Source organism: Streptomyces sp. NPDC092369, assembly GCF_044755245.1.
Lineage (GTDB): Bacteria > Actinomycetota > Actinomycetes > Streptomycetales > Streptomycetaceae > Streptomyces.
Genome location: NZ_JBIVQP010000012.1, coordinates 90,793 through 116,284, shown reverse-complemented (window position 1 = coordinate 116,284; position 25,492 = coordinate 90,793). Strand labels below are relative to the sequence as shown.

Below are 25,492 nucleotides of genomic sequence, written 5' to 3'. Positions count from 1 at the left end.
ATCTGAGGGATGATGTGTGGTCATAGCGCACACGCCCAGCACTTGTGCATCCGCGCCAAAGTCCAGGCCAACGTTCGAGCAAGGGTCTCGGCCCGGTGCTCTGCCTCGTCCGAGTGCATGCTCTCCAGTTCCTTGGCGTTGTGCGCGATGTGCTCCACGGTGCGTGACCAGTGATCCTGCGCGCGGCTCCATCGGCCACTGTGCGGGCCGTTGACGAACTGCTCTACGAATTCACGTGATTCGCCACCCTCCGCATAGAGCTGTTGCAGCGACTTCATTCGCGGACCTGAGGTGGATCCGCCAGGTGTCCTGCCTCCCTGCGCATCTGGGCCAGAAGTTCCTCCGCGTCCACAGTTCTGCGCCGATCGATCTGGCGTGTGACGAGGTAGCCGGCAGCGCCCCCGATGATGGCTGGGACCAGCAACCAACCCAGCAGCCCGAGCGCATATGCGTAGGCTGGAACGTTCGTGTCGCCCGGCGATTGGAGGCCGACCAGCACTTCGTATGCGGCGCGCCACCCGAGGACCACACCCCCCACGACGTATAGCAGGCCGAATACCGTGAGCCATGCGGGGCCTCGGGTAACCAACCAATACCGTGGACGGTTCAGACGCGACAGGGAGCGAAACACGTCGCGTGTCTGCTCCACCCACGTCGCCTTCGGTGGAACCGTCACAGGCTCGGGCATATGGTCACCGTAGCGACTAGACGCGGCCCATGGCAGGTCCATCACAGAATCACCCATGCACCACGGTTGCCGTCCAGGGCATCCGTTATTGGGCTATTGAGGCTTGGACGCCAGGACCGTTCAGCAGTCCCGGCACGTTGGCTTTGAGCGGCCCCAGTACGTGAAGCTTGTGTAGCTTCCCGACGTCCTGAAGTGGCCCCGGGAATTGACTTGAGCCGGGACCAGCCGCGGCACGGTCAGCTCCGCGTGGTGGAGAACGGCAGGGCGTCGGCCCACTCCCAGAAGGCGCCGGCCTCGTCGACTTCCCGTTGCAGCAGGGCGAACAACGGGCTCGTGTCGGTGCCGGGAGGAACGTCGATGGCGATGAAGTGCTCCCCGTGCCATTCGCTGAGCAGCTCGGATTCCTTGACCGAGATCTTGATGAGGCTGATGCTGCGGCCAAGTCGTGCAGTGTCGTCGCTCGGTCTGAGCAGTGCGCGCAGGACGCGGTGCCCGCTTGCCTGGGCAACTTCGACCACGCGAGCTTCCGGTGAGAGACGGACCCGGTCTCCAAGAGCGAGGCCGTAGGTCCTGAAGGGAATGCAGGCGACCGCGTATGTGCCGTGCTCTTCGGGCTGGAGCCACAGTTGCTCGATCTGCCCTTCGAGGTCGAAGGGGGTGAGATCGGCCTGGGCGATGTAGTTGCTCTCGGCCCGACCAACCGGTTCCTCATGCACGATGTACTGCATCTCCGCCCCTCTGCCCGCTGATCTCGGCGAAGATCGTCCCATGGCGTCGGCTCGCGAAGCGGATCGGGTGTGCTACTGCGGAAGACGACCTTCTTCACGGCCGGGGTGAGCTGGTCGTGGTGGACCTGACCAGCCGGCAGTCCTCTGATATGCGGGTCTCGATGTCAGGCCCGGGAAACCCGTTAGGGCCTCACTTATGCATCCGGCAGGATGTCGGACGTGATCCTTAGGTATCCCTGCGTGTGCTGCGGCCACCTGACGATGAACGACGGGCCCGGTTCATATCATCTCTGCGGTCTGTTTCTGGGAGGACGACGACATCCAGCTGCGCTGGCCGGACTACTCAGGTGGCGCCAACAGGCCTTCCCTGATCGAGGCCCAGCAGAACTTCCAGGACTACGGGGCATGTGACGAACGGTCAATGGAACACGTCAGGCGGCCCGAGGACGACGAGCCCTTGGACCCGAGCTGGCGCCCCATCGACACCGACCGCGACCGCTTCGAGCCCAAGGCCGTGCAGCTGGCTGCCTGGCCTGACGACCGCACCGTCCTTTACTGGTGGCGATATCGGAGCACCGGATTCTGGCATCCCGCCCAGTGACGTCGTCACCCGGCCTGTTCGTCGAGTCGGTGAAGGAGCCCGTCGAAGATCTGCGCGCGTGCGACCTACCCCTTGGCTGCCGCGTCGTCCCGTCGGCGTGAGCGCTGCACGGAACTCGATCGTGCTGACGAAGAGCATGCAGGACTCGCAGATCGATCCGAAGTGGCAGTCCATCTCGACCGGGCGAGCGCGGTATCCGTTCCCGAGCATGCGACGGTGCATTCCCTGGCAGAGCTTGGCCATCCCCGAGCCCTCGGCATCGGCCGGCAAGCGGCGCGGGGCGTCGTAGAGTGCCTCGACCTTCTCCGAGACGGCGAAGTACTCGTCCGCCACGGTCCGGTCGGCGATCCGTACTGGTGGACTCGTCTATTCAGCTGTCGCCAGTGCTCCGGAGAACACTCCGCACCGGTGACCGCGTGTGGTCCACACCCTGGCTGCGCTGAGGTCGATCCGCGCGGCCCGTCGAGACCTCGCCCGATCTTCGTCATCTTGGACAACCTGTCTGCCCACAAAGGCGAGACGATCCGACGCTGGGCGAAGAAGAACCGCGTCGAGCTGTGCTTCACCCCGACCTACGCGTCCTGGGCCAACCCGATCGAGCCCCGCTTCGGGCCGCTCCGGCAGTTCACCATCGTGAACTCGAACCGCCGCAACCGCACCGTCCAGATCCGGGTTCTGCACGCCTACCTGCGCTGGCGCCACAGGAATGCCCGACACCCCGACGTCCTCGTCGCTCAACGCAAGGAGCGCGCTCTCGCATCCGCAGCGAGAAGGGCATCCGCTCGGGCGGCAGGCCTGCGCTCGCGGCGTGAGTTGCTCCGATCAGCAGATACGCGCAGACGACCGGGCGGGTCGACAGCGACACCGGTGCCCAAGCATCGGCAGGCTTGCCTTGAAGTAACAAAAATAGTTACAGTCGCTGCATGAGTGCGAACAGCAGACTGACCATCGCGACGCACGCGCTGGCCTGGATGGCGCTCAACGAGCGCGGCGGCGCGCAGCTGACCACCTCGGAACAGATCGCAGGCAGCGTCAAGACGAATCCGGTCGTCATACGCCGGCTCATGTCCGAGATGGGAAAGGCCGGGCTGATCAGCTCCCGGCGCGGTGCGAACGCCGGTTGGAAGCTGGCAAAGGCGCCGGAGGCAATCAGCCTGCGGGACATCGACGACGCGCTCGGAGCGGAGGCAGCGTTCGCGATGCACCGCAACGAGCCGAGCGCCATCTGCCCGGTCGCCCGCGGCATCCGCCCCGCGCTAGCGCCCGTATACGCCCGAGTCGATGACGCCGTAAGGCGCGAGCTCGCCGCCACCAGCCTCGCGGACGTCCTGCGAGACACCCTCGGCGTCGACGGCGCCTGAGCGTGCCGTGCGCCGAGGAACAGCACGAAAGGGAACATCAATGTCCGATAGCAAACTCGCGTACGCCGTGCATACAGCGACCAGGCAGGGAGTCACCCGCGACCTGCCACACGGTCCCGAGGACCTGCAGTGGGTCTCGAACAGCTCCACCTTGATCTACGGCGACCAGGACGCCGTACTCGTCGACACCTACACCACGATCGAGCAGAACGCCGAGCTGGTCCAGTGGGTGCGGTCCTTCGGTAAGCGCCTGACCCACGTCTACATCACCCACGGCCACGGCGATCATTTCTTCGGCATCGGTCAGCTCCAGGAGGCGTTTCCGGAAGCCAAGGCCGTCACCTCCCATGGCAGCGTCGCCGTTGCGCACTTCCAGGGCGGGCCGCGGCACCGTGCGGAGTTCTGGGACAAGCTGTTCCCGGCACAGATCCCTGAAATCGCCTACCCCGAGCCCCTCGGCTCCGAGTTCTTCGAGCTGGAGGGACACCGGCTGGAGGTCATCGAGACCGGCTTCACCGACACCTCCGACAGCACCAGCCTGTGGGTGCCCGACCTCCGCCTGATCGTCGCCGGCGATGTGGCCTACAACGACACCCACCAGTACACCGCAGAGACAACCACCGAGACCCGGGAGCACTGGGCGCAGGCCGCCGAGCAGCTCGCCGCGCTCCGCCCGGCAGCGGTGATCGCCGGACACAAGAAACCGGACGCCGTCGACGACCCGGCAATCCTCGAGCAGACGGCGAACTACCTGCGCGACTTCAACAAGGCCGTCGCCGAGACCGCCACGGCCGAGGAACTCTACGACCGGATGCTCGCGCTCTACCCACGGCGGGCCAACCCCGGCGCGCTATGGGGCGGGGCGAAGACCGCGAAGCCCGCGCACAGCTGAGCAACATCGGGCGAGACGGTCCGGTCTGCCCGCGAAAGAGGCGCGGGCAGACCGGACCGTCGAACTTATCAGCCCGACGTCACCGCACATCCAACCGCCGGAAGCGCCAACCCGGCGAACCTACGTGGTCACAGCACTAGAGATCTTTAATGAGCGCTTTGGGCATCAGAGGCGCTCGAACACCTTCACCAGCCGGGACGGGTGGGGGAGCGGACGACGACAGCGCGGTCCTGAGCCCGGCACACAAAGTGCAGCCACCACCGTCCCGGGCGCCCATGCCGTGCGGGCCGCTGCGTCCTCGATCACGAGCAGGCGTTTGCCGCCGGCCCGACCAGCTTCCGTCGGCGCTGTGCCGTGCGGGTACGGTCCGAGGGCATTCCGGTTTCGACCTCTCCATGCGGGTACTACCCGAACCCATGATGAGAACTCTGCTCGATGGCCCGTCGGCGCTCCTGACGTCCGCGGTCCGCCGGGTGTCCGAAGGGGACCTGGCGGCGGCCCGGGCACAGATGGGCTTCTCGCTGGCCTGGCACATCATCGTGGCCTGCCTGGGGGTCGGCCTGCCCGCCCTGACGCTGCTCGCCGAGTGGTACGGCATCCGCACCGGGAATCCGGCCCACCGCCTGCTGGCGAGGCGGTGGGCGCGCGCCATGGGCGTGCTCTTCGCGGTGGGCGCCGTCTCCGGCACCATCCTCAGCTTCGAGATGGGGCTGCTCTGGCCCGGTCTGATGGGCACGTTCGGCCAGGTGATAGGGCTGCCCTTCGCGCTGGAGGGCATCGCCTTCTTCGTGGAGGCGATCTTCCTCGGCATCTACCTGTACGCCTGGGACCGCATGTCACCGCGCCGTCATCTGCTGACCGGCATCCCGATCGTGGTGGCGGGCACCGCCTCGGCGTTCTTCGTGGTGTGCGCCAACGCCTGGATGAACCAGCCCTGCGGCTTCACCCTGCGCCACGGCAAGGTGGTCGCCGTGGACCCCTGGGCGGCGATGCTCAACCCCGCCAGCCCGCCGGAGACGGTGCACATGATCCTGGCGGCCTTCATGGTCGCGTCGTTCTTGACCGCTTCCGTCTATGCCGTGGCCATGCTGCGGGGACGCCACGACGCCTACCACCGGGCGGGGTTCTTCATTCCGTTCACGCTGGGCGCGATCGTCACGCCGTTCCAGATCTTCGTGGGGGACTGGGCGGCACGCTTCCTCTCCGACTACCAGCCGGCCAAGCTCGCCGCCATCGAAGGCGTCTACCAGACCGGCTCGCATGTTCCGCTGACGATCGGCGGTGTCGCCGGAGACAACGGGCTGAAGTACGGCCTGGAGATCCCCAACGGCCTGTCCCTGTTGGTCGGTTACAGCCCCGGCACCGTCATCCAGGGGCTCGATCAGGTACCGCGGTCCCAACGTCCTCCGGTGACCGGTGTGCACTGGGCCTTCGACCTGATGGTCGGCATCGGCTTCTTCCTGCTCGCCATGGGCGCATGGTTGCTCTGGGTGTGGTGGCGGCGACGCGTGCACGGGGGCGAACTCTCCCTCCCCCGCCCGTTCTTGCTGCTGGCCGCGATCGGCGGCCCGGCCGCGGTCGTGGCCCTGGAAAGCGGCTGGACAGTGACCGAGCTGGGCCGCCAGCCCTGGATCGTGTGGGGCGTGATGAGCGTGCGCGACGCGGTCAACCCCGCCCCCGGCCTGATGGTCGGCCTGTGGCTGGTGCTCTTCGTCTACGCCGCCATGACCATTGCCACCGTCTACGTCCTGCGACGTCTGGCCAGGGGCACCCCAGTGCCTCTGGCTCCGCAGGAAGAGGACGTCACCGGATATCCCGTCGTGTGAATCTCCGCCATCCGCTCTACGACCATCTGGAGGCGACCGTGCTCGCGGACGCTGCGCTCGCCGTCATGTGGGTGGGCCTCACCTGCTACGCCCTCTTCGGAGGGGCCGACTTCGGCGCCGGGGTCTGGGACCTGCTGGCCGGCGGCGCCGAACGCGGCCGGGACCGCCGCGCGCTCATCGAACACAGCATCGGGCCCATCTGGGAGGCCAACCACGTCTGGCTGATCTTCGTGGTCGTGCTGCTGTGGTCGGCGTTCTCCCCGGTGTTCGCCGCCGTGATGTCGACCCTCTACATCCCGCTGACCCTCGCCGCCCTCGGCATCATCGCGCGCGGCGCCGCCTTCGCCTTCCGCAAGGCCAGTACCGAACTGTGGCAACAGCGGCTCTTCGGAGCGTGCTTCGCGGTGTCCTCGCTGCTCACACCGTTCTTCCTGGGCACCGTGGCCGGGGGCGTCGCCTCCGGACGCGTCCCGCCAGGGCTCGCCCAGGGGGACGTCCTCACCAGCTGGCTCAACCCGACTTCGCTGCTCGGCGGCGTACTGGCCGTGGTCACCTGCGCCCACCTGGCCGCTGTGTACCTGTGCGCCGACGCGCACCGCGAGGGCCGCGAGGAGATGGCAGCCGCCTTCACCCGGGACGCCGTGATCAGCGGCCTGTTGGCCGGCGTCGTCGCCTTGGCGGGTATCGCGGTGCTGCATGCGGACGCCCCCGACCTGTTCCACGGGCTGACCCACCGCGCCCTTCCCCTGGTGATCGTCAGCGCCCTGGCCGGAGTCACCGGACTCGGACTGCTCCTCCGGCACCGTTTCGTCGCCGCCCGCTCCGCCGCGGCCCTGGCGGTCGCCGCGATTCTGTGGGCGTGGGGCGCCGCCCAGTACCCGGCCCTGCTCGTGGGCAGCACCACGGTCTCCGAGGCCGCAGCAAACGCCACCGTGCTGTCGGCGGTCCTGTGGGCGCTGGGCATCGGAGCGCTCGTCCTGGTCCCCTCGCTGTGGCTGCTGTACGCCACCTTCCAGCGCGCCACGCCCGAGGAGCACTCGTCGTCGCGGTGAACTCCCGGAGCCGCGTGGAGTTGGAGAGACGTACGACGTGTGGAGTTTGCCCGGCCGCAGGGGGAGACTCGGTGGGCCTGGCCGGTGAAGTCGTGCGTGTTGACTCTCACGGGCTGTCTGGCGGGCCGCCATTCGTGCCCGGCGTTCTTGCAGTCGCCGATCAGCTCCTTCTTCGTGGTGTCCACGCTGATCACCGGGTCTCCGGCGTACCGGTGGTCTCGTGCCTGCCCGTTGAGGTAGTGGAACTGGGCGTCCCGGTCCGGGTGTTGGGCGCCCTCGATGGTCTTGGCCTTGCCCTGAAGGCTGAAGCCTTCCTCCCGTAGCACGCCGGCGACCGTGTCGGCGGAGACCCGGTGGCCCCGCCGCATCAGTTCTGCCGCCAGTTTCCGGGTCGACTTCGTCGTCCACCGCAGCGGCGACATCGCCCCGCTCGTCGGGATCGACCAACGCCAACAGCGCCGGCAGCAGTCCCGCATCCAGCTCGGTCGCCTTCTTCCGGCCACACCAGAACGACGAACCCGCCCCAACGGGGCCTGCCCGGACTCAAGTTCAGCCACCCCGCGTGAGACTGTGCCCTCCCGCACCCCGGCCGCAGCGGCGACGAGCCTGAACCCGCCATGCCCGAGCGACCCCGCTTCCGCCCCTATGGCCAGGTCCACGCTGACGCTCGTCCAGATGCGGCAACAGCGCTTGGAACTAAGTACTCCAGCTGTAGATCGTGATCTTCATGTCTGGGATGCGGCTTGCTGCCGGTAATGGCTGGTACGGGATCGAAACAGCAACCTTGGCCGTGGGCACCGTCCTACTTGGCGCCGCCGATGCCAGGGATACGTTTGCCGCTAGGAAAGCTTTGCGGTACCGAGGCGACGGCGATGTGCTCGCTGTCGGCAGGTAGCTCCGCAGTAGCGCGCCGGGCGGCCGGCGGAACGGGCCTCGAGCCGAGCCCCGCATTCCTCGCACCGCGACGCTGCGTGAAGCGTACTGGGGATGTCACGAAAGCCCCGCCCTTGCGTGACGAATGAGGGAGCCCGCAGGCTCTCCAGTGCCAGCCGCACCATGCGGGTGCCGCCGTTCCGGTCATGGTGGGCGGCCCGTATCGTGGCGCACCCGACGGTGAGGGCTGTGACATCGTCCGGGTTGACGTCGGTACGGATGCCGCCGGCGTGCTGGGCCGCGCGGAGCAGTTGGTCAAGTGCCTGGCTGAACCGGCGCGCCGACGCAGCCAGGATTGGCCGTGGCCAGCTCGTTTGTGTGGTTAGGGCGTCGCATGCGTGCTTGCGCCCGTGGGACGTTTCGACGACCTACAGGAGGAAGCCGAAGAATGCTGCGGCAGGGTCAGTGCGGGCCGCCCACTGTCGAGCGGTCTCCACCAAGTCGTCGAGCTGCTGGACGAGTACCGCCTCCAGCAGGATCTCCTTGCTGGGGAAGTGCCGGTACACGGTGCCGGCACCGACCCCTGCCTGCCGTGCGATCGCGCCGAGCGAGACGTCCAGGCCCTGCTCGTCGAACGCCTGTGAAGCGGCGGCGAGCACCTTCCTGCGGTTACGGCGGGCATCGGCCCGGCTCGCGTCTTGAGGAGCTGCGGTCATGTCACGTAATCCCTTGTCTGCGCCACTCAACCGGGTGGAGCATTCCACATCGACCCCGGGGCCAGCCCGACCGGCCCACCGACCATCCCGGGGCGGAGGACGACATGACCACTGACCGCTTGGTTGTCGTGACCGGTGCGACCGGTCGGCAGGGCGGAGCCACCGCACACCGGCTCCTGGCGGCCGGAAGGCCGGTGCGCGCGCTCGTGCGGGACACGACCGCGCTCGCCGCCAAATCACTTGAAACCAAGGGAGCGCAGCTCGTGCGCGGCGACTTCGACGACCCGTCAAGTCTGCCCGCTGCGCTGGAGGGGGCGGCGGCACTGTTCGCTGTACCGCCCGTGGCGTTCGGCCCGACCGGCTCCGACGTGGAGCGCGAGTTCGCCCGTGGCCGGGCACTGATCGATGCTGCGGCCGCGGTGGGAGTTGAGCACGTCGTGTTCACGGGCGTCGCGTCCACGCCGGGTCGCCCGGGTGGCTCCGAGGGGAAGAAGCGCATCGAGGACTACCTGCGTGAGCGCATCCGGTCGGTGACCGTGCTGCGTCCGGTGCGGTTCATGTCGAACTATCTCGGTTCGACGCCCATCGGCCTCGACGGCATCGTCCAGGGCGTGCACCGGCACATCTTTCCGCCGGGCGAGCCTGTCCAGATCATCGCGGTGGAGGACATCGCGGAGTTCGCCGCGCTGGCCTTCGACCAGCCGGACCGGTTCGCGGGACGGAGTCTGGAACTGGCTGGGGACGCCCCCACTCCGACCGAGGCGGTCGCCGCGATCAGCGAGGCCACCGGTGCCGCAATTCGCTACGAGCAGATCACTCACGCCGAGGCAACCGCCCTCAACCCCGAGATCGCCCAGGTGCGGCAACGCTGGGCAGCCGGATCGCGCTGGCACGCCGACATCGAGGCGCTGCGCGTCATCCATCCCGGACTGCGTACGCTCGCGGACTGGCTCGCCGAATCCGGCACAATCCTGCTGCGGAAGCGACTACTTGAAACCGCCTAGCACTCCAGTTGCCGGTCGGGACCTGATTGGTGGTCCCGCAATTGGCCGAGGACACCGTTCGACGGCTGGGTGTGTTCGCGCAGGGACTGCTGCGTAGCCAGTCGGCCGCCAGCGGCAAAGCCCCCTCGGAACTGAGCTGAACCCAAGTCGACCTTCCCTCGCGGAAGAGCTGGAGCACGGTAGCTACGCACGACGGTAGGACACGGGCCCGACGGTGCGCAGATGCATCGGCCGGCCCCGCGGGCGGAGGTCCATCACGTCATTCAGCGGCTTTCTGTATGGACCTGCCTTCCGTGCCGCCGTGCTCAGGACCCTGACGCGGCTCCGGTATTTGTACGCGCAGGAACACCGGCCGACACGACGGAGCGCCGGGCCGTCCCCCCGGGCAGTTCGACGGCGGGTGCGAGGGAGTGCGCAAGGCGGGCCTGCGCGCTGTCGCAGCGTCCGCGCAGACGGGTGCGGGCGGCGGGGACGAGTGGTGTCCCGGACGTCAGGGAACTTCCTGCGATTCCAGCGGCGTTGGGGAATCCTGCGTGTCGTGACCGAAAATGCGTACGAAACGATTCCCGGCAGTGAGGTCAAGACACTTCTTAGGGTTTTGGACGGGCAGCGCCGCCATGTCCTGGGCGCCCTTGATGGGCTCGAGGAAGAGGCTCTGCGAAGGCCGGTGCTGCCATCTGGATGGCACTGCCTGGGAATGGTCCAGCACCTTGCGCTGGACGTCGAGCGGTTCTGGTTCCGCGCTGTCGTCGCCGGGGACGAAGAGACCATCCGCGCTCTGCCGAGCGGCGACGAAGCGTGGAAGGTGGATCCGGAAACACGGGCTGCCGCTGTCCTGGACTCATACCGGATGGAGGCAGAGTTTGCCGACGCCGTCATCTCCGCCACTGCCGCCGATGCCGCCCTGGCGTGGTGGCCTCGCGACCTGTTCGGCGAGCCGCATCTGCACACTGTGCGCGACGTCCTGCTGCACGTCATCACCGAGACTGCGTGCCACGCCGGTCACCTCGACGCGGCACGCGAACTCATCGACGGCCGGCGTTGGCTGGTGCTGACCTGACACAGCGGCGCGGCTGGAAGTCCCATGCTGGTCTGCCTCTCCCTCTGCGCGGTTTCCCGGGCCGGCCCGGGCAGGGCGCGGGCCGCTGCGTACTGCGATGGTCCTTTCCATCCACCCCTTGCGGCCGTGGGGGGCAGGCGGTCAGGAGGCCGGCGCGGAGCTTGGCGACGATGCCGTTGAGGAGGCGGGAGACATGGATCTGGGATCGGAACACAGGATCAGACGGCGGACGTGTTCACGTCCCCGGAATCCTCGTACGAGCGAGTGCGTTCACTTCGCAGTTCGAGGGTGGGTGGACACCTGTGGGGAACTCGGCTCGGCCACGCCTCGGTCTCGTCCTGGTGAACGGTGATGCAGCACACGGCGTGCCGTACGAGGGTGTGACCATGCCCTTCGAGCCGAGTCCGCACATACCGCGCCTGCCGGGGAATGACGGCCGCCCTGTAAAGCTTCCAGACTCGCGAAGCGACGGGTTCGCGGGTGGCTGCACAAGTCTTATCGTGCTGCTCATCGAAATCCCGGTCGCCTTGCTGCTGGGGCTGACGTCGGTCCTCCGTGGATGGGGCCGTGTGGACGAGCAAACCGCGGCATCCCCGATGGACTGGGACCCGGTCCTCTGGCTCGGCGGGTTCACATTGAGTGTGCTCGTGATCGCCCTTTTCTTCCTGTACTCGGCACATCCGTTCGCGGGTGCGGTCCAACTGCTTGTTGCAGCCATCGCACTGTGTTTCACGATCGCTGCTTGGCACGACCAGTACGAGCGTGCTCATCCACGACCGCTACCAACGGGGGCCGGGATGCCGGCTTCGAACCACGTGGTCGACCGGTAGCACCCACAGCGGCGGATGCTGAAGAACAAAGCACACAGGCGCAACAACTGGGCAGTCATGCACACTCAACTCCGCGAGCTGTCGCGGTCAGTCGCAGCGACCATAAAGAACAAGCTCAGATTGTTTTTATGGTTTGCCAGCTTTGAGTTGATTGCGTTCCGCGACACGGGGCGGTCTGGTCGTTTTGCCCACGTCATAACGGATGGCAGGGCGCCGATTTTACGAGCCAAGTGGGTGCGTTGGGCCTGGAGTTGAGGGTTTGGGCGCACGGGCCGGACTGTGCAGATGAGGGCGGAGGTTCCTGAACCCCCGACGGACGCGGGCCTGGTTGAGCCGAGAAGGTTCGGCCCGCTTCTCCCAGGGGCGGCGGAGATAGGCCGCGGCCTCGCGGGTGAGCCTGAGCTGGGTATGCGCCGCAGGCCATCGCCTTCGGGGTGCCGTAGGGGTCGGTGACCTGCGCCGTCTCGGCGTCCGGCTCGCCCCAGGTCTCGGGCTTGGCGAAGCGGAACTCCTTGCCGTGCTTCGGCGGCCTGCCGCCCTGGGGATAGGCCGGGGCGTACTCCTTGAGCGAGGGTGTCGGACGGCGCATGACCCGGTCGGAGCGCATCCGTCCCAGTCCCTCGACGGGCAGGCCGCCGAGGAGGTAGGCCATGGGCGGGGCGTCGTAGCCGACGTCGAAGACGACCAGGATGTCCGAGTCGCCGTTCTCCCACTGGCCTTGGCCGATCAAGTCGTTTACGACGCGGCGGACCTGGGCGGCGGTGACCTCAGCGACATCGTCGTCGGGGCCGAGATGGACCGCGTCCAGCAGCTGGCACCACGACGTCCGCCCGGTCTCCAGGGCGGCGACGAACGAGTACGGCCAGCCGGGAATGAACTGGTCACTGGAGCGTCCCGAGCGTCCCAAGACATGACCGAACAGGCGGTTCGGACTGGTCGGCGCGTCGGGCCGCAGCCACGCCGAGACATCGACCGCAAGGACCAGCCACCCGTCGGCGGCCTTGGGCTGCGGCAGCATCGCCAGGGCGCGGCGGAGACCAACCACGTCGATGCGGCCCTTGTTGAGCGCGTCGTACAACGTACCGTGCCCACGCCGGTGCTCGGCCAGCAACGTCAGGTCGACCGGCGAGGGCACCGGGCCGTCCTCGCAGAGCATCGCGTCGCACAGCTCGAACAACGTGTCACCACGCCGGGTCAGACACGTGTAAAGGTCCTCCCGAAAGTGGGACGTGAAGTCGAACGCATCGGGCCGGGCATCGTGATGCACCAGACTCATTCCTGGCGGTCTCGGTTCCGGTGGACTTGGTGGACAGCGCGCTCTGGACAGCACGCAGCATCACGCCAAGACTGCCGTCTGTGTACGCCGAACTCCCAGGTGAGTGAAACCGTTCGACCCGTCTGCAGCGCCTATGCGAAGTCGGCGTAAGCGAGTTGGGCTGCGCAGACCCGGCACCGGAAGAGGTACGCCGTCGGCTCCCCGTCCTTGTCCAGCGAGCCGAGGAAGTACTCGACCTGGTCCGACGGCCAGCCCCAGTCGTTGCTCTCCTGCCGCAGCATCTCCAGCGCGTCGGGATGAGCGGTGAGCTCGGCGGCCCCGACCAGGCCCAGGAACGCGGCGCCGTCGCCACAGTGGAAGAACCACTGGGGTTCCTGCCACGCGGTGAAGGCCGGAGTGTGGCGGTCGACCGCTGCGAAGACTTCCAGGGACACGTCGTCGCCCAGGCGTGTTCCCGCCGTGAAGTGCGCGTCGAACCGTTCGGCGGCGCTGCCGTCCGCGATGCACCACGGGCACAGCCGGCCCCCGAGCTCGTCGGCAGCGTAGACCGGGCCCTTGTACACATACCCGCGCTCCCGCCCACAGCAGAGGCAGGCCGTGCCAGAAGGCACGATCACGCCTGTGGCGATGGGATCGGGGTGGTACCGAAACTCAGGCAGCAGCTCAGTCACAACCCATCACCGTAACAATCGACACGAGCGGTCAGCGGCGCGGGCCCCAGACCATAAAAAGCGAACTCAGAGGCTGTGTTGGAGCCGCGCATGACAACCGGACCGCTGACTGATGTGGCTAGGACCCACGGCGTGCGAAGAGGACCGCACCTGGGACGCTCTCGTCGGGGTCGATCAGCATGTGGGCCTCGACGGCGAACCCGGCATCGCGTAGCCAGGACGCCACTTGGTCAGGCTGGCGGCGGTGAACGTGGACGTTCATCGGGTGGCCGCCGTAGCCCTGCGTCTTCAGCCTCGACTCGTCGCCGACGTGAAAGCCGAGCTGCAGTGGTCCCCCCGGACGCAACACGCGCCGGAACTGGCCGAAGACCGTGGGTACTGCTTCGTCGGGGACGTGAATCAACGACCAAAACGCGAGCAGGCCGCCGACTGAACCATCGACGAGGTCGAGGTCGGTCATCGAGCCCACCTCGAACCGCAGGCGGGGGTGGTCACGCCGAGCCACGTCGATCATCACGGATGAAAGGTCGATGCCGAAAGCGTCCACACCCAACTCGTGCAGGTGAGCGGTGACGTGTCCAGGTCCGCAGCCCACGTCGGCCACCGGCCCACCGCCAGCGGCGTGCACCAAGTCGGCGAACAGTGCCAGCGCCGCCCGCAGATACGGAGCCCGGGCCAGAGCCTCGCGCAGTTGGTCGGCATAGCTGAACGCGACCGTGTCGTAGGAGGTCCGGGTGTCAGCCAACCAGCGGTCCGCGTTCATGGCTCGACAGGGTAGTGCAGTGATCAGGATGACGAACCAGATCAACCGGGATCAACGACGAATCAAAGCAGGTCACTTGAGACGGAGGCCAGATCCAACCTCTGGGCCGGATGGCGCCGTGTGGTTGTTGCTGCGGCCTTTGCTTGCGCGCGAAACTCGTACCTGACAGGCGGATAACAAATACAGCGGCGGGCGGCGAAACAGCCGTCAGCCACAGCTTCTCAACGCAGGGAGATTCAACCGTGGGACAGCTTGGTCCGTCTGCGGAACAGCAAGGTAAGTCGCGCATGTTCTATGTCTGGTCGTCCATCGCTTCAGCAGTCTTGGTGATCGCCGGAGTGGCACTCGCGATCATGGGTAACGCCGCAGGCTGGGTTCTGGTTGTCTTCGCTGCCGTCATGTGGACAGGACTCTTCCTCACTCTCAGGCACACGAAGCAGGCGCAGCCCTGAGAGTCCGCGTTTGAGATCTGACGTGGGACGATCGGTCGGTGACTCGACTCGTGAACCGAGACCGCTCCCTTGAGGACCTTGAGCGCGACCGCTGGTCGACCCCGTCGAGCGGTGAAACCCGGCTGATGGCGACCGTGCGTGAGCTTCGGCGCAAGCCGATCGGCAGCCTGACGGTCGAGGACATGCGGCTATTGCTCAGGCAAGACGTGGGCCTTGCCTATCTGCTGCCCCTGGCGGTGGAGGTCCTCCGGATCGACCCACTGGCGGAAGGCGACATGTACGAGGGTGATCTACTGGCTGCCGTGCTCACCAGAAGCGCGGAGGTCTGGAGCGAGTCCCCCGAACTCGAGCGGGATGTCCGCCTGATCGTCTCGGAGTCGGCCGACGTGCCGCCTGCCCTAAAGAGCGAGGTCGAGCGGTTTTTAGCTCTGTAGCTCGCCGACAGCGGCTACCTCGTCAAAGGACCGGCAAGCTGACTACGAGAGGTTTCGTACGAGCAGCGGTGGGCCGGGAAGTGTTGCAGCACGGCCCCGGATCAGTCTGCGGACCATGACGCCGATCACGGCCCATTGAATCATCGTCTCGGAGTAAGCCGGACTGGTTTCGTAGTCCCGGGCCAGGCGCCGGTGGGTGGTGAGCCACGAGAACGTACGCTCTACCACCCACCCTTGGGCTGGACCTGGAAGCCTCGCTGGTCAGTATCATCGCGGACGATCTCCAGGTCGCGGCCGAGGATCTGGGCGGCCCACTCGACCAGGCGGCCGGCGAAGCCCTGGTCGGCCCAGACCTTCTGACGCGGGGTTGGTCGATCCTGGTCCACAGAAAGAGACGTTTCGCGGCGTCGCGGTCCTGGATGCTCGCCGCGACGACGTGAGCGGCCAGGAGCAGGCCCAGGGTGTCGGTGACGATGAATCTCTGGCGGTCCTTCACCTTCTTGCCCGCGTCGAAGCCTCTGGTGGCCGCGGGGGACCGTGTCGGTGGTGCGGACGGACTGCGAGTCGATCACGCCCGCGCTCGGCTCCAAATCGCGATCGTCAGCTTCACGGACCTTGGCGCGCAGAGCGTTGTGGATGCGCTCGACGGTGCCGTCGGCGTGCCACCAGGTGAAGTGCCAGTGCACCGTCGGCCACGGGGTGAAGTCCTTCGGGAATTGCCTCCAGGCACGGCCGGTCCGCACCACATAGAAGATCGCGTCCACGATCCGGGCCGCGGATGCTCTCCCGACGTCCGCCCTTCGGGCCCACCCTTGCCAGCGGGAGCAAGGGCTCCACCAGCGCCCACCGCTCACCCGTCAGATCAGACGGACATCCACCCCCACCACGGCTCACGGTGAGCTCAACCAACGCCTCAACACCCCGGCGCCGGGCGATGTTCTCCGGGGCGGGCGTGCGGGCCTCGGAGGATGCGGCAGCTTGTTGGAGCGGCTGTCGCGGTGATGGGTGAAGCTGGCTGATGAGACGTCACATGCGCTGTGCCTCACGTGATGTGGCTGTTGGTTCCTCCAGCTGGGAGGGAAGAGGCGGCCGGTTCACGGGCGGAGGCGCCGCAGTGCGGGGAGGGCGTGTGGTGGTGCCAGCGACACCCCCGCCTACACGGTCTGGTCGCACTGTTCTGTTGTCTCGTGTCGGCCAGGGTTGTGGGGGTCGGCGAATACGGCCGGCGGATTCGCGAGCTGGAGGGGAAACAGCATGTCCGAAGCGACAGGTGGGGCGGATCGCGGTGTGGGCCGGCGGGGGTTCCTGGTCGGGGCTGTAGCAGTGTCAGGTGCGGTGCTGACGGGGACTGCGGCGGCCGGCACGGCACGTGCGGTCGGGACGAGGGCTGGAAACGGCGCCGGCAGCGGCCTGTTGGCGTTCACCCATGTCACTGTGATCGACGGTTCGGGAGCGCCCCCGGCCGCCGACATGACGGTCGTCGTCGAGGGCAGCCGTATCACTGTGCTCGCCCCGAGCTCACGTACCCGGCTGCCCCCGGGCACCCGCAAGGTCGACCTGAGCGGCAAATATCTGATCCCGGGCCTGATCGAGGCACACACTCACAGCGACGGCCCGGAGAGCGTGATCCCGCCGCTGTACCCCCTCGCCGGCGTGACCACGGTCCGGGAGATGCGAGGCCAGCCGGTCCACCACGAGTGGCGCGAGAAGATCCGCAACGGTGCGCTGCTCGGCCCCCGCTGGGTGGTCGGCAGCCCTATCGTCGACGGCGCGCCCTCCCTGTGGGCGGCCGACGTGGGCCCGACCATCGAGGTGCGAGACGCGGCCGAGGCCCGGCTCGCCGTACGGCAGGTCAGGCGCGAGGGCGCGGACTTCGTCAAGGTGTACTCCCGCCTGTCCCGCGAGGCCTACTTCGCCATCGCCGACGAGGCCCGCCGCCAGGGCATCCCCTACCTCGGGCACTGCCCCGACACCGTACGGATCGCGGAGGCCAGCGCGTCCGGCCACCGCACCATCGAGCACCTGCACGCGCTGCTTCTTGCGACCTCACGGCACGAGAAGGAGATTCGGCGACGTCTGGCCGCCGTACGGATCGACCCGGGCGACCCCAGCAGCCTGTCCCGCTACCACAGCTGGTTCCAGCAGGTGCATCCGCTGGAATGGCAGGCGGTGCAGGGCTACGACCGGGACCGGGCGGACGCCCTGTTCGCGAGTCTGGCGTCCGGTCGGACGGCGGTCGTCCCCACGCTCAGCGTGCACCGCACGCTGGAGCTGCCCGACGAGGTTCCCTCTAGGGCCGAGGAGTGGAAGTATCTGCCGGCCTGGCAGGTGGAGAGCTGGCCGGACCAACTGGCGGCCTTGACCGGTGGGCGTACCGCCGAACAGAAGCGGCAGATCCGCGAGATCTTCGGGCACCGGCTGAGGCTGGTGAGCGAACTGCACGCCGCGGGTGTGCGCCTGGCAGCGGGCACGGACACCGGTACGGGATACCTCGTCCCGGGCTTTGCCCTGCACGACGAGCTGGCGCTGCTCGTGGCCGCCGGCCTCTCCCCGGCCGAGGCCCTGCGGGCGGCCACGCAGGACGCGGCCCGCACCCTCGGCCTGCCCGCTGTCGGCACCGTGGCCCGCGGACAGGCCGCCGATCTGCTCGTCCTGGACGCCGACCCGCTGCGCGACATCCGCAACACCCGCCGCATCCACGGTGTGGTCGTCGACGGCAGGTGGATCTCGCCGGAGGAACGCCGCCGGTTGCTCGCGGAGGTGGAGGAGGCTGCCGCACAGACCCCGCCGCCCCAGTCCGGGCCGGCCATGACGGGCTGCGGCTGCGGCGGACACCCCTGACACCCCTGCGGTGGCCTCGCCGGCGGGCGGGGCTGGCCGCAGGCCGCCGACGCGGCTCAAGGCGGCTGGTTTCCTCGGGGCAAGTGGTGGCGGACCTTCGACTTCGACGCGAACCCGAGCGTCGGCGCGGCTTTCGCCGGCTGCGAGTGGATCAGGAAGAGCCGGCCGCTCTGTCTGATCGGCGATTCCGGGGCCGGCGGTCCTACGTGCTGATTGTGCTCGGCACCGACGTCGGGATGGCCGGCTGCCGGGTCAGGTATGTGGTGGCGACGGAGCAGGTCGACGAGTTCGTCGAGGCCGCCGACGAGAAGCAGCTCTCCAGACGATCGCCCGCTGGAGTCGCGCCGATCTCTTGTCCATCGGCGGACTCGGGTGCATGCAACGCGACGGCCGCGGCGCTGAACTCCTGGTTCGGGCCCTGAACGAACGCAAGGAGAACAGCAGCGTGGCCATCGCCTCCAACGAGTTGTTCGGCAAAGCGCACATGTTCCCGGCGAACCTGTGTCAGGCAGCGGCTGAACAGCGCGGGTTCTTGGAGAGGGAGATCATCGAGCCGGACGTATCCTTCGTGTCGTGACGGCGGTATACGTGCTGGACGGCACCCAGGTGAGGACGCTGGAAGACTTCTGGCGACTCATCGGCGAGGCGGTCAATGGTCCTGGAGGCTACTTCGGCAAGAACCTCGACGCCTTCGCTGACTGCCTCAGCGGCGGCTTCGGGCAGCCCGACGATGACGACTATGTCGTTGAGTGGCATGAGCACCAGGCGTCTCGCGAGTATCTAGGCTATCCGGAGACGGCTCGCCAGCTGGAGATCCGCCTCACGCGGTGCCATCCCACGAACAGGGCTGCTGTCAGCGCGGATCTGGCTGCGGCGCGAACAGAGCAGGGGCCGACCGTCTTCGACTGGCTGATCAGGATTTTCGAGGATCGTGCCCCTGGCGTCCTGCGGCTTCAGTAGCCACCAAATGCCTGGTCTTCGCCGCCCTGGCAAACGGCCCTCGTCGACGTGGTGCGAGATAGATCATGGTGGCTTCGGGGTCGATGCCGAACGTGGCGGCGACGAGTTTGGGGTCCATGGTGTTGACCAGGTCGAGCAGCCGAGTGCAGCGGATCATGCAGGTGCGAGGCCGCAGGCGTCAAGGACGTGGCTGACATAGGCGGTGGTGGCGGGTGTCCTGCCGGACTTCGTCTGGCGAGCGATCATGGCGAAGGAAAATGTGTCGACTATCCAGATAGAGGTCGACATTGAGCGAATTCCAACTTGAAGCTGCTGGTGGGCGGGCTGGTATGGCAGTCGTGTGGGGTACTCGCACGGGTAGGGGGTTGTGGTCGCAGGATTGATTACCCGTCGCGTGGCCTGTCAGGTGGTCTCTAGGTCGAGCCCGGCGCCGGCCGCCGGTCACTCGCCTTGGGCGGGTGCCAGTCCACCGGCGGCGGCAGCGTGCCCTGCGCGACTGTGTTCGCGTAGATGCTCTCCAGTGCCTGGCTGAGCGGATCGACAAGCTCGCGTGGCAAGCCGTCGAAGAACAGGCGACGCACGAGTTCGACGTGTCCCAGAGCCGCGGCCTCCAGCACCTTCCGGCCGTGCCGGGTCAGACTCACCTCCGTGACGCGCCGGTCGTTCGCGGACGGGCTGCAACTCACCAGTTCTCGCTTGGCCATCCGCCGTACGTGGTGCGAGGCCCGGCTGCGCTCCCAGCCGATCTGCGCGGCCAGCGCCGTGATCGGCATCAGGCCGCCGTCGGCGACGCTCAGGGCCGTCAGGACGTCGTAATCCGGCAGCGACAGATCGCTGTCGGACTGCAGTTGGCGATTCATCTCGTAGGTCAGCCGCAGCTGAAGCCGGATGTAGGCCAGCCAGGCTCGTTGCTGTTCGCCGTCGAGCCATCCGCCCTCGGGCACCGGCGCACCGTCGTTGGCGTTGCGTGACATATCACCTATGCTCTCTGTCCAGCACCACCGTCGAGGTGTGCCGTCCCCCATCATCTCGCGCGGACCGCCAGGAGCAGGAGGCACCGATGCCGTACGCAGCATTGCTCACCGGATACGGATCGCCCGAGGCGCTCGTGTGGTCGCAAGTCGCCCTGCCCGTACCCGGACCTGGTCAGATCAGGATGCGCGTACACGCGGCGGGAATCGGCCCGACGGACCTGAAGATCCGGCGCGGCGACCTCCGCGAGGTCTTCCCGCTGCCCGACCCCGCTGTTCTCGGCTTCGAGGCCGCCGGCACCGTCGACGCCCTCGGACCTGGCGTGACTGGCGTGTCGCCGGGTGACGAGGTGGCCGCTCAGCTGCCCACGCTCGGCGGCTACGGCGAATACGCCCTGGCCTCGGCTTGGACCGTCAAACCGGCCACCGTCAGCTGGGCCGATGCCGCGGCGCTGCCCGCCTCGGCCGAAGCCGCCGTCGGCGTCCTGCGCCAGCTCGGCGTCACCGCCGACGAGACCCTGCTGATTCTCGGGGGCGGCGGCTCGGTCGGCGTGATCGCCACCCAGCTGGCCGTGTCCCAGGGCCTCACGGTCTTCAGCGCCACCGGCCCGAGCGACGAACAGCTTGCCACGGATCTCGGTGCGATCCCGGTCCGATACGGATCGGCACTCCTCGCGCAGATGCGTGCGCACGTCGGCAAGGTGGACGCCGTCTTCGACGCCGGAGGCAGTGGCGGCCTCCGTGACGCTGTCGAACTCGCGGGCGGCCCCGCGCGCGTGATCACCCTCGCGGACGAGCACGCGGCCGACCTCGGCGTCGTCCTCTCCGCCCCCACCCCGGACCGTGCCCCCGACGCGGTCGAGCAGACCATGCCACTTCTCGCTTCCGGGCAACTCCGCCTGCGTGCCCAGCGGCTGCTGCCGATGCGGGACGCCGCGCTGGCGCACGCCCTCCTCGAAGCGGGCACCGCGCACGAAAAGCTCATCCTCACCCCTTAGTCGTCTGTCGCAGTGCACTGTTCAGATCAACCGCAGGAGGAGCCAGATGGAAAGCCCGATCGAGGTAGTGCGCAGGTTTTGCGCGGCGTGGTCGGACAACACCGGGGCCGCCGAGCTGGCAGCATTTTTCACCGACGACGCCATCTACCACAATATCCCGCTGGAGCCGGTCACCGGCCGGGAGGCCATCGCCAACACCATCACCTCGTTCATCCGTCCCGGCCCGCCCGGCATTGAGCACATCGAGTTCCGCGTCATCAACATCGCAGCCGACGGGCCGGTCGTGATGACCGAGCGGGTGGACGTGTTCAGGCTCCCTGACAAATCGTTCGAACTGCCGGTCATGGGGACCTTCGAGGTCACTGACGGCAAGATCAACGCCTGGCGCGACTATTTCGACGTGAGCCAGTTCACCAGCCGAATGGGATAAGGCCGAACCTCATCAGCACGAGTCCACATCGAGCGCGTGTCAACTTGTCGGTGCGGGCAGCTGGTTGAGTGCTGGGAGCTGTGCAACGCAGTGAAGCGCCAGGTGGACGGGTTCACGACCAAGATCACCCGTATCGCCTGGCGCTTCTGTGCTTCTCTACCCGCCGGGATCTCCCTGTCCCATTCGACCCTGCAGTTCCTCATCCGTCACCTGCGTCAACACCGCCGGGAGATCGGCAGCCGGTGGCGACGCCCGCCACCTCGGCGCCAGGCCAACCTTGACCTCGCGCATCTACGCTGCGGCGACACCTACAACCAGTCCGCCACAGCGTTCGAAATCGGCATAGCAACCGTCTATCGCTACGTCCGCGAGGCCGTCGAGGTCCTGTCCGCCCTGGCCCCAGCCCCGAACAGTGCGTCAGGACAGCGGCAGCGATGGCATTCGAGATCCTGGACGGCACCCTGCTACCGATCGACCCCATCGCAGCCGACCGCCCCTTCTACTCCGGCAAGCATGGAGCACGGTCCTCCCACGCCAAGATCCGAGCCCTCGACGAGCAAGCCATGGCCACCCTCAAGGCCTGGCGACTCCTCCGCAAACTTCGCTGCAGCACCACCCGCATCACCGGAATCGTCCAGGCAATCCTGGCCCTTCACCTCGCCGCGTCAGTCTGAGGTTGGAAAGGGCTCGTTGTCAGGATCAACACCCTGGCCGCGTCGCACCATTCTCGCCGAGGCCCGCATCGCTGGCGGCTACGGGCGATCCAACGACCGCCGCCGGGGCACTAGGACTGGCTTAGGGCACGTCGGATCGCCTCCGGTCAGATTTTCTTTGATGGCAGTGGGAATGTCACTCGTCCCCGGCTTTTCACGCCGCCAGGGATGGTGTATCGGGTATGGGTGGTCTGGAACGGGACCGCCGGCTACAGATACTCTTTTTCCTCTTTGTTTCTGGTCGGGATAGGCGGCGGTCAATTCTTTCGGGATCTGGTGGAGGTATTTTCTCCTGGCGCTCCGGGTTCCTGGAATGCACCGTCCTGGGCACCGCCGTCGGGCCTTCTGCTGGTTCGCCGGATGTTCCTCGGCGAGTGCGTCAGCAGGACGACACCAAGGCCTGCCGCAAGGATCTGCGCGGCCGCCACCATGCCCAGAAGGGGTGCGGCTCCCAGCCCCCCCAGGGCGCCGATCCCGGCTGCTCCCGCCGCGGCCGCCGTGCTCTTCAGACCCGCGCCGAGGGTGAAGATCTGGGTGCGCAATGGCTGTGGCGCGTACCGTTCGCGCGCGGCGAGCAGGGTGCTGAACAGCGGACCCGTTGCCCAGCCCGCCGTGACGAAGAGCGCCGTGGTCAGTGCCATTGCGGTGACACATGCGGCCACAGCCAAGGGCAGTGCGATCAGCGGCAGGCACATCAGTACTACTCGTTCGGGCCGGGTAGGGGTCCAGGGTCTGACGGCGTAGGTGAGGGAGCCGACCATGGCGCCCACGGCGAAGGCGGTCATCAGACCGCCCGCCGCCCACCCGGCATTGCGCTCGCTGGCAAGCAGAGCCGTGATGACGGGCAGGGCTCCGATGCCGATCTGGCCGATACTGCTGGCCCAGGTCACGGACCGCAGCGGAGGATTGCGCACGATCTCCCGGGCACCGGCCGCGAGGACGGCGGGCCGTAGCGCGGCGCTCATCCGGTGCTTGGTGGCAGGGCGGCCAGGCAGCCGCAGCAGAATCACGGCAGAGGCACCGCTCATCGCCGCCACTCCGAGGGCGAAAAGTGCTGCGCCCGGTCCGATCATGACGGCGAGCATCGCTGCCAGAGCGGGGCCGAGGGCGCCTGCCAGGTTGTAGGTGGTGGAGTCGATGCTGAAAGCACGGGTGAGGGCCCGCTCCGGGAGGATATCGGCGAGCAGGCTGGTAAGTCCCCCGGTGACCAGGGGAGCGCAGCAGCCAGCCGCGAGGACCAGGAGCACAACGAGGGCCGTGGGAAGACGGCCCAATGCCCATGCGGTCGCGGCCAGGCCTGTGCCGTAGGCGGCCAGGCCCACGCCGTGGAAGAGCTTGCGACGCCGGACCCGGTCGGCGAGGGCGCCGACCACGGGAGCCGCGACCACATGGGGCACCATCAGCGCGGCGATCAGGAGGCCACCGAGACTTGCGCTGTGTTCGCGTGCCAGGGCGAGCAGAACGAGCGCTACACGCGCTCCCTCGTCGGCCAGGCGCGCCGGTATGGCGACGCCGAGGTAGCACGCCGTGGGCGTGGCGACGGCAGCGGATGAAGCGGTTGCGGCCATCGAGATCCTGCCCGTCATCAAGGGGCCGCGGACAGTGAAGAGCCAGCCCCGAACCTCCGTGAGCGTCATCGGTTAAGAGTCTGATTCCACGATCTTGTGGATGTATGCCTGGGTGGGCGACACTGCTTGGGTGGAGTTCACTTTCGTCAGCGGTCATCTGGCCTTGGACCTGGCCGCGACGCTGACCTGGCGCAGCAGCTACCCGATTGAGCTGCTGGCCGGCCCGCAGGACCTGTCCGCGTGGATCGAGCAGGCCGGACTGGCGGACGTGGCCGAGCGCGTCAGCGACGCCGATGTCGAGCGGACGCGGGAGCTGCGCGAAGCCGTTTACCGCACCGCGTCCGCGGAGCTGTTGGACCAGCCTCCCCGAATCGGGGACCTGCCCCTCATCAGCAGGACGGCGGCCGGCAGGCAGGTCACCCCCGTGCTGGAGGAGCTGGGCCGGACGGTGTGGCGCGGCAGCGTCGACCAGGTACTGGCCACCGTCGCCCACCAGGCGTGCGTCCTGCTCGGCGGCCCCGACCACCGGCGTATCCGGTCCTGCGCGGACACGCAGTGCACTCGACTGTTCGTTGACCATTCTCGGTCCGGCAGCCGCCGCTGGTGCGACAAGCAGACCTGCGGCGGGCGGGCCAACGCCGCGGCCTACCGTCGACGCCGGTCGCAGTCTTCACCGCGATGACCTCACGCGCCCACGCCGCCGGTGCACGACCACCGGTGCCGGCGGGGTGGTCTGTCGGGCGCGGGCAGCGTCACTAGACGAACCCGGACTCGACAGGGCCGCCTGCTTACGGATGTGCTCGCGAACCCCCGTCGCTCCGCGGTCAGCCCACCCCCTTGCGGATACCTCATATGACCGGCCTACTGCGAGAACCAAGGCTTGTCAGCCCCCGCGACATCACGCCAACAAGGTCAGTAGCGCCATATGGCTCCACGGTGGTACGCACTCATCGTCGTCACCGACCTGTCGCAGTCGGCTTCGCGCGCGACCGTCCCGAACTCGTCCTCGCGCTCCGGTCTCCTCTTGTCACACCATGCCGGGCCGGGGCCACTGAGCGGATCCGTGGGCCGTTTCGTGGAGCCATCGGGCGCCGAATTCGAAATCCGGCTCCCGGGCAAACGGCCTCCGTCAGCACCACTCTCTTGCACCTTCGTCCTCGATTTCGTCAGGAACCGACCAGGGACGACGCTTTCGACAACCCTCGTGGATACCTGAACAAAGGACGACCGGCCGATCCCTTCGCGGCAGTACTCTTCATATACGGGCGCCCATGACCCCGGCCCTCTCCGTGCAGTCTCGTTCCGCGCAACAGAGGCCCTGCGCAAGGTGAAAGCCAGCCAGTGACAGAGGAGATGGGGCACATGGGCCCGCATGCCGACCTGTTCGACGAGTTGCGAGTGGTCACGGCCGGAGGCGAGTTGGACCTGACGACCGCGCCGGCCTTCGCACGTGATCTGGAGGACGTCCGGCACGGCAGCGGCCGGCTATTCCTCATCGTCGACCTGCTCGACGTGACCTTCATGGACGGCAGCGTCCTGGACCCGCTGTGCGCGGCGTGGGAGGACTGTCATGAGCGGCTCGGATGGGTGCGGGTCGTGTACCACCGGCCGGGCGCGAGTCTCGTGTTCCGGGCCGGCGGCCTGCTGGAGCGTTTCCCGCGGTACGCGAGTTCCCAGGACGCCTGGCAGGACGTGCCCGCGGACCGTGCGGCGGGCCGGGCTCCGTAGTGGACGGTGCGAGTGGGACGGGATCCCGCTCCGAAGCGTCCCGGCCGGCAGGGATC

Annotated in this window: 27 protein-coding genes and 6 pseudogenes; 21 read left to right on the top strand and 12 right to left on the bottom strand. The window is 67.7% G+C overall.

What is annotated here, in order from left to right; genetic code table 11:
- Nucleotides 1–20: 20 nt before the first annotated feature.
- The 3 genes from ACIQI8_RS44520 to ACIQI8_RS44510 all read right to left on the bottom strand — a co-directional run bounded on the left by ACIQI8_RS44520 (nt 21) and on the right by ACIQI8_RS44510 (nt 1,416).
- On the bottom strand, nt 21–278 hold the full coding sequence (locus ACIQI8_RS44520) for a DUF6313 family protein (RefSeq protein ID WP_402364808.1): 258 nt from the start codon (nt 276–278) through the stop codon (nt 21–23).
- Nucleotides 275–688 carry a DUF6313 family protein gene (locus ACIQI8_RS44515; protein ID WP_402364805.1) on the bottom strand — a complete coding sequence of 138 codons (414 nt, stop codon included), beginning with the start codon at nt 686–688 and terminating at the stop codon, nt 275–277. The genes ACIQI8_RS44520 and ACIQI8_RS44515 overlap by 4 nt, the downstream gene beginning before the upstream one ends.
- A 236-nt stretch (nt 689–924) precedes the next feature.
- Nucleotides 925–1,416, bottom strand: a complete 492-nt coding sequence (locus ACIQI8_RS44510; RefSeq protein WP_402364802.1) for a DUF4265 domain-containing protein — start codon at nt 1,414–1,416, stop codon at nt 925–927.
- Between the two features lie 283 nt (nt 1,417–1,699).
- On the opposite strand from ACIQI8_RS44510, the pseudogene ACIQI8_RS44505 reads away from it, so the two are divergent.
- From ACIQI8_RS44505 to ACIQI8_RS44475, 7 genes and pseudogenes are all read left to right on the top strand, one after another.
- Nucleotides 1,700–1,810: pseudogene (locus ACIQI8_RS44505) on the top strand (CPCC family cysteine-rich protein); the annotation flags it as partial.
- A 27-nt stretch (nt 1,811–1,837) separates the two neighbouring features.
- Complete coding sequence (locus ACIQI8_RS44500) at nt 1,838–2,017, top strand: hypothetical protein (RefSeq protein WP_402364799.1); 180 nt, start codon at nt 1,838–1,840, stop codon at nt 2,015–2,017.
- A 424-nt stretch (nt 2,018–2,441) separates the two neighbouring features.
- Nucleotides 2,442–2,829: pseudogene (locus ACIQI8_RS44495) on the top strand (transposase); the annotation flags it as partial.
- Nucleotides 2,830–2,940: 111 nt separating this feature from the next.
- Nucleotides 2,941–3,378, top strand: a complete 438-nt coding sequence (locus tag ACIQI8_RS44490) for an Rrf2 family transcriptional regulator (RefSeq protein WP_402364796.1) — start codon at nt 2,941–2,943, stop codon at nt 3,376–3,378.
- Nucleotides 3,379–3,418: 40 nt separating this feature from the next.
- On the top strand, nt 3,419–4,270 hold the full coding sequence (locus ACIQI8_RS44485; RefSeq protein WP_402364793.1) for an MBL fold metallo-hydrolase: 852 nt from the start codon (nt 3,419–3,421) through the stop codon (nt 4,268–4,270).
- A gap of 416 nt (nt 4,271–4,686) precedes the next feature.
- A complete protein-coding gene (locus ACIQI8_RS44480; RefSeq protein ID WP_402364790.1) occupies nt 4,687–6,096 on the top strand; it encodes a cytochrome ubiquinol oxidase subunit I in 1,410 nt (469 codons plus the stop codon).
- A gap of 38 nt (nt 6,097–6,134) precedes the next feature.
- Nucleotides 6,135–7,148 (top strand): cytochrome d ubiquinol oxidase subunit II, encoded by a 1,014-nt coding sequence (locus ACIQI8_RS44475; RefSeq protein ID WP_402364906.1) that lies wholly within the window; start codon nt 6,135–6,137, stop codon nt 7,146–7,148.
- 53 nt (nt 7,149–7,201) lie between these two features.
- Here the strand turns inward: ACIQI8_RS44475 and ACIQI8_RS44470 are convergent.
- The 3 genes and pseudogenes from ACIQI8_RS44470 to ACIQI8_RS44460 all read right to left on the bottom strand — a co-directional run.
- Nucleotides 7,202–7,835 (bottom strand): annotated as a pseudogene (locus ACIQI8_RS44470) (ISAzo13 family transposase); the annotation flags it as partial.
- A 152-nt stretch (nt 7,836–7,987) separates the two neighbouring features.
- Nucleotides 7,988–8,404: pseudogene (locus ACIQI8_RS44465) on the bottom strand (TetR/AcrR family transcriptional regulator); the annotation flags it as partial.
- 45 nt (nt 8,405–8,449) lie between these two features.
- Nucleotides 8,450–8,737 (bottom strand): TetR/AcrR family transcriptional regulator, encoded by a 288-nt coding sequence (locus ACIQI8_RS44460; RefSeq protein ID WP_402364786.1) that lies wholly within the window; start codon nt 8,735–8,737, stop codon nt 8,450–8,452.
- 104 nt (nt 8,738–8,841) lie between these two features.
- Here ACIQI8_RS44460 and ACIQI8_RS44455 point away from each other — a divergent pair, with 104 nt between their 5' ends.
- From ACIQI8_RS44455 to ACIQI8_RS44445, 3 genes are all read left to right on the top strand, one after another.
- A complete protein-coding gene (locus ACIQI8_RS44455) occupies nt 8,842–9,741 on the top strand; it encodes an NmrA/HSCARG family protein (RefSeq protein WP_402364784.1) in 900 nt (299 codons plus the stop codon).
- Nucleotides 9,742–10,279: 538 nt separating this feature from the next.
- Nucleotides 10,280–10,801 carry a DUF664 domain-containing protein gene (locus ACIQI8_RS44450; protein ID WP_402364781.1) on the top strand — a complete coding sequence of 174 codons (522 nt, stop codon included), beginning with the start codon at nt 10,280–10,282 and terminating at the stop codon, nt 10,799–10,801.
- 500 nt (nt 10,802–11,301) lie between these two features.
- Nucleotides 11,302–11,631 carry a DUF6234 family protein gene (locus ACIQI8_RS44445; RefSeq protein WP_402364778.1) on the top strand — a complete coding sequence of 110 codons (330 nt, stop codon included), beginning with the start codon at nt 11,302–11,304 and terminating at the stop codon, nt 11,629–11,631.
- A gap of 126 nt (nt 11,632–11,757) precedes the next feature.
- Here the strand turns inward: ACIQI8_RS44445 and ACIQI8_RS44440 are convergent.
- The 3 genes and pseudogenes from ACIQI8_RS44440 to ACIQI8_RS44430 all read right to left on the bottom strand — a co-directional run bounded on the left by ACIQI8_RS44440 (nt 11,758) and on the right by ACIQI8_RS44430 (nt 14,341).
- A pseudogene (locus ACIQI8_RS44440) lies at nt 11,758–12,907 on the bottom strand (transposase).
- 131 nt (nt 12,908–13,038) lie between these two features.
- On the bottom strand, nt 13,039–13,578 hold the full coding sequence (locus ACIQI8_RS44435; RefSeq protein WP_402364775.1) for a CbrC family protein: 540 nt from the start codon (nt 13,576–13,578) through the stop codon (nt 13,039–13,041).
- 118 nt (nt 13,579–13,696) lie between these two features.
- The gene (locus tag ACIQI8_RS44430) at nt 13,697–14,341 is read right to left on the bottom strand and encodes a class I SAM-dependent DNA methyltransferase (protein ID WP_402364772.1); all 645 of its coding nucleotides are present in this window, start codon (nt 14,339–14,341) and stop codon (nt 13,697–13,699) included.
- A gap of 242 nt (nt 14,342–14,583) precedes the next feature.
- On the opposite strand from ACIQI8_RS44430, the gene ACIQI8_RS44425 reads away from it, so the two are divergent.
- Both ACIQI8_RS44425 and ACIQI8_RS44420 read left to right on the top strand, forming a co-directional pair.
- A complete protein-coding gene (locus ACIQI8_RS44425) occupies nt 14,584–14,793 on the top strand; it encodes a hypothetical protein (protein ID WP_402364770.1) in 210 nt (69 codons plus the stop codon).
- A 38-nt stretch (nt 14,794–14,831) separates the two neighbouring features.
- Complete coding sequence (locus tag ACIQI8_RS44420; protein WP_402364767.1) at nt 14,832–15,227, top strand: contact-dependent growth inhibition system immunity protein; 396 nt, start codon at nt 14,832–14,834, stop codon at nt 15,225–15,227.
- Between the two features lie 221 nt (nt 15,228–15,448).
- Here the strand turns inward: ACIQI8_RS44420 and ACIQI8_RS44415 are convergent, their stop codons facing one another.
- On the bottom strand, nt 15,449–15,991 hold the full coding sequence (locus ACIQI8_RS44415; RefSeq protein WP_402364764.1) for a transposase: 543 nt from the start codon (nt 15,989–15,991) through the stop codon (nt 15,449–15,451).
- Between the two features lie 571 nt (nt 15,992–16,562).
- On the opposite strand from ACIQI8_RS44415, the gene ACIQI8_RS44410 reads away from it, so the two are divergent.
- From ACIQI8_RS44410 to ACIQI8_RS44395, 4 genes are all read left to right on the top strand, one after another.
- Nucleotides 16,563–18,068, top strand: a complete 1,506-nt coding sequence (locus ACIQI8_RS44410) for an amidohydrolase family protein (protein ID WP_402364761.1) — start codon at nt 16,563–16,565, stop codon at nt 18,066–18,068.
- A gap of 146 nt (nt 18,069–18,214) precedes the next feature.
- Nucleotides 18,215–18,490 carry a hypothetical protein gene (locus tag ACIQI8_RS44405; protein ID WP_402364758.1) on the top strand — a complete coding sequence of 92 codons (276 nt, stop codon included), beginning with the start codon at nt 18,215–18,217 and terminating at the stop codon, nt 18,488–18,490.
- 23 nt (nt 18,491–18,513) lie between these two features.
- Nucleotides 18,514–18,645 carry a hypothetical protein gene (locus tag ACIQI8_RS44400; protein ID WP_402364755.1) on the top strand — a complete coding sequence of 44 codons (132 nt, stop codon included), beginning with the start codon at nt 18,514–18,516 and terminating at the stop codon, nt 18,643–18,645.
- Nucleotides 18,642–19,028: a barstar family protein gene (locus tag ACIQI8_RS44395; protein ID WP_402364752.1), complete on the top strand. Its 387-nt coding sequence runs from the start codon at nt 18,642–18,644 to the stop codon at nt 19,026–19,028. Before ACIQI8_RS44400 ends, ACIQI8_RS44395 begins: the two co-directional genes overlap by 4 nt.
- Before the next feature lie 413 nt (nt 19,029–19,441).
- Here the strand turns inward: ACIQI8_RS44395 and ACIQI8_RS44390 are convergent, their stop codons facing one another.
- Nucleotides 19,442–20,002: a MarR family winged helix-turn-helix transcriptional regulator gene (locus tag ACIQI8_RS44390; RefSeq protein WP_402364749.1), complete on the bottom strand. Its 561-nt coding sequence runs from the start codon at nt 20,000–20,002 to the stop codon at nt 19,442–19,444.
- An 86-nt stretch (nt 20,003–20,088) separates the two neighbouring features.
- Between ACIQI8_RS44390 and ACIQI8_RS44385 the strand changes: the two genes are divergently transcribed.
- From ACIQI8_RS44385 to ACIQI8_RS44375, 3 genes and pseudogenes are all read left to right on the top strand, one after another.
- A complete protein-coding gene (locus ACIQI8_RS44385) occupies nt 20,089–20,997 on the top strand; it encodes an NADP-dependent oxidoreductase (RefSeq protein ID WP_402364746.1) in 909 nt (302 codons plus the stop codon).
- Between the two features lie 46 nt (nt 20,998–21,043).
- Nucleotides 21,044–21,427 (top strand): limonene-1,2-epoxide hydrolase family protein, encoded by a 384-nt coding sequence (locus ACIQI8_RS44380; protein WP_402364743.1) that lies wholly within the window; start codon nt 21,044–21,046, stop codon nt 21,425–21,427.
- Nucleotides 21,428–21,559: 132 nt separating this feature from the next.
- Nucleotides 21,560–22,101 (top strand): annotated as a pseudogene (locus ACIQI8_RS44375) (hypothetical protein).
- Between the two features lie 296 nt (nt 22,102–22,397).
- Here the strand turns inward: ACIQI8_RS44375 and ACIQI8_RS44370 are convergent.
- Nucleotides 22,398–23,777: an MFS transporter gene (locus ACIQI8_RS44370; protein ID WP_402364740.1), complete on the bottom strand. Its 1,380-nt coding sequence runs from the start codon at nt 23,775–23,777 to the stop codon at nt 22,398–22,400.
- Between the two features lie 61 nt (nt 23,778–23,838).
- Between ACIQI8_RS44370 and ACIQI8_RS44365 the strand changes: the two genes are divergently transcribed.
- The gene (locus ACIQI8_RS44365; protein ID WP_402364737.1) at nt 23,839–24,390 is read left to right on the top strand and encodes a CGNR zinc finger domain-containing protein; all 552 of its coding nucleotides are present in this window, start codon (nt 23,839–23,841) and stop codon (nt 24,388–24,390) included.
- 659 nt (nt 24,391–25,049) lie between these two features.
- Nucleotides 25,050–25,436, top strand: a complete 387-nt coding sequence (locus ACIQI8_RS44360) for an STAS domain-containing protein (protein WP_402364734.1) — start codon at nt 25,050–25,052, stop codon at nt 25,434–25,436.
- Nucleotides 25,437–25,492 lie beyond the last annotated feature (56 nt).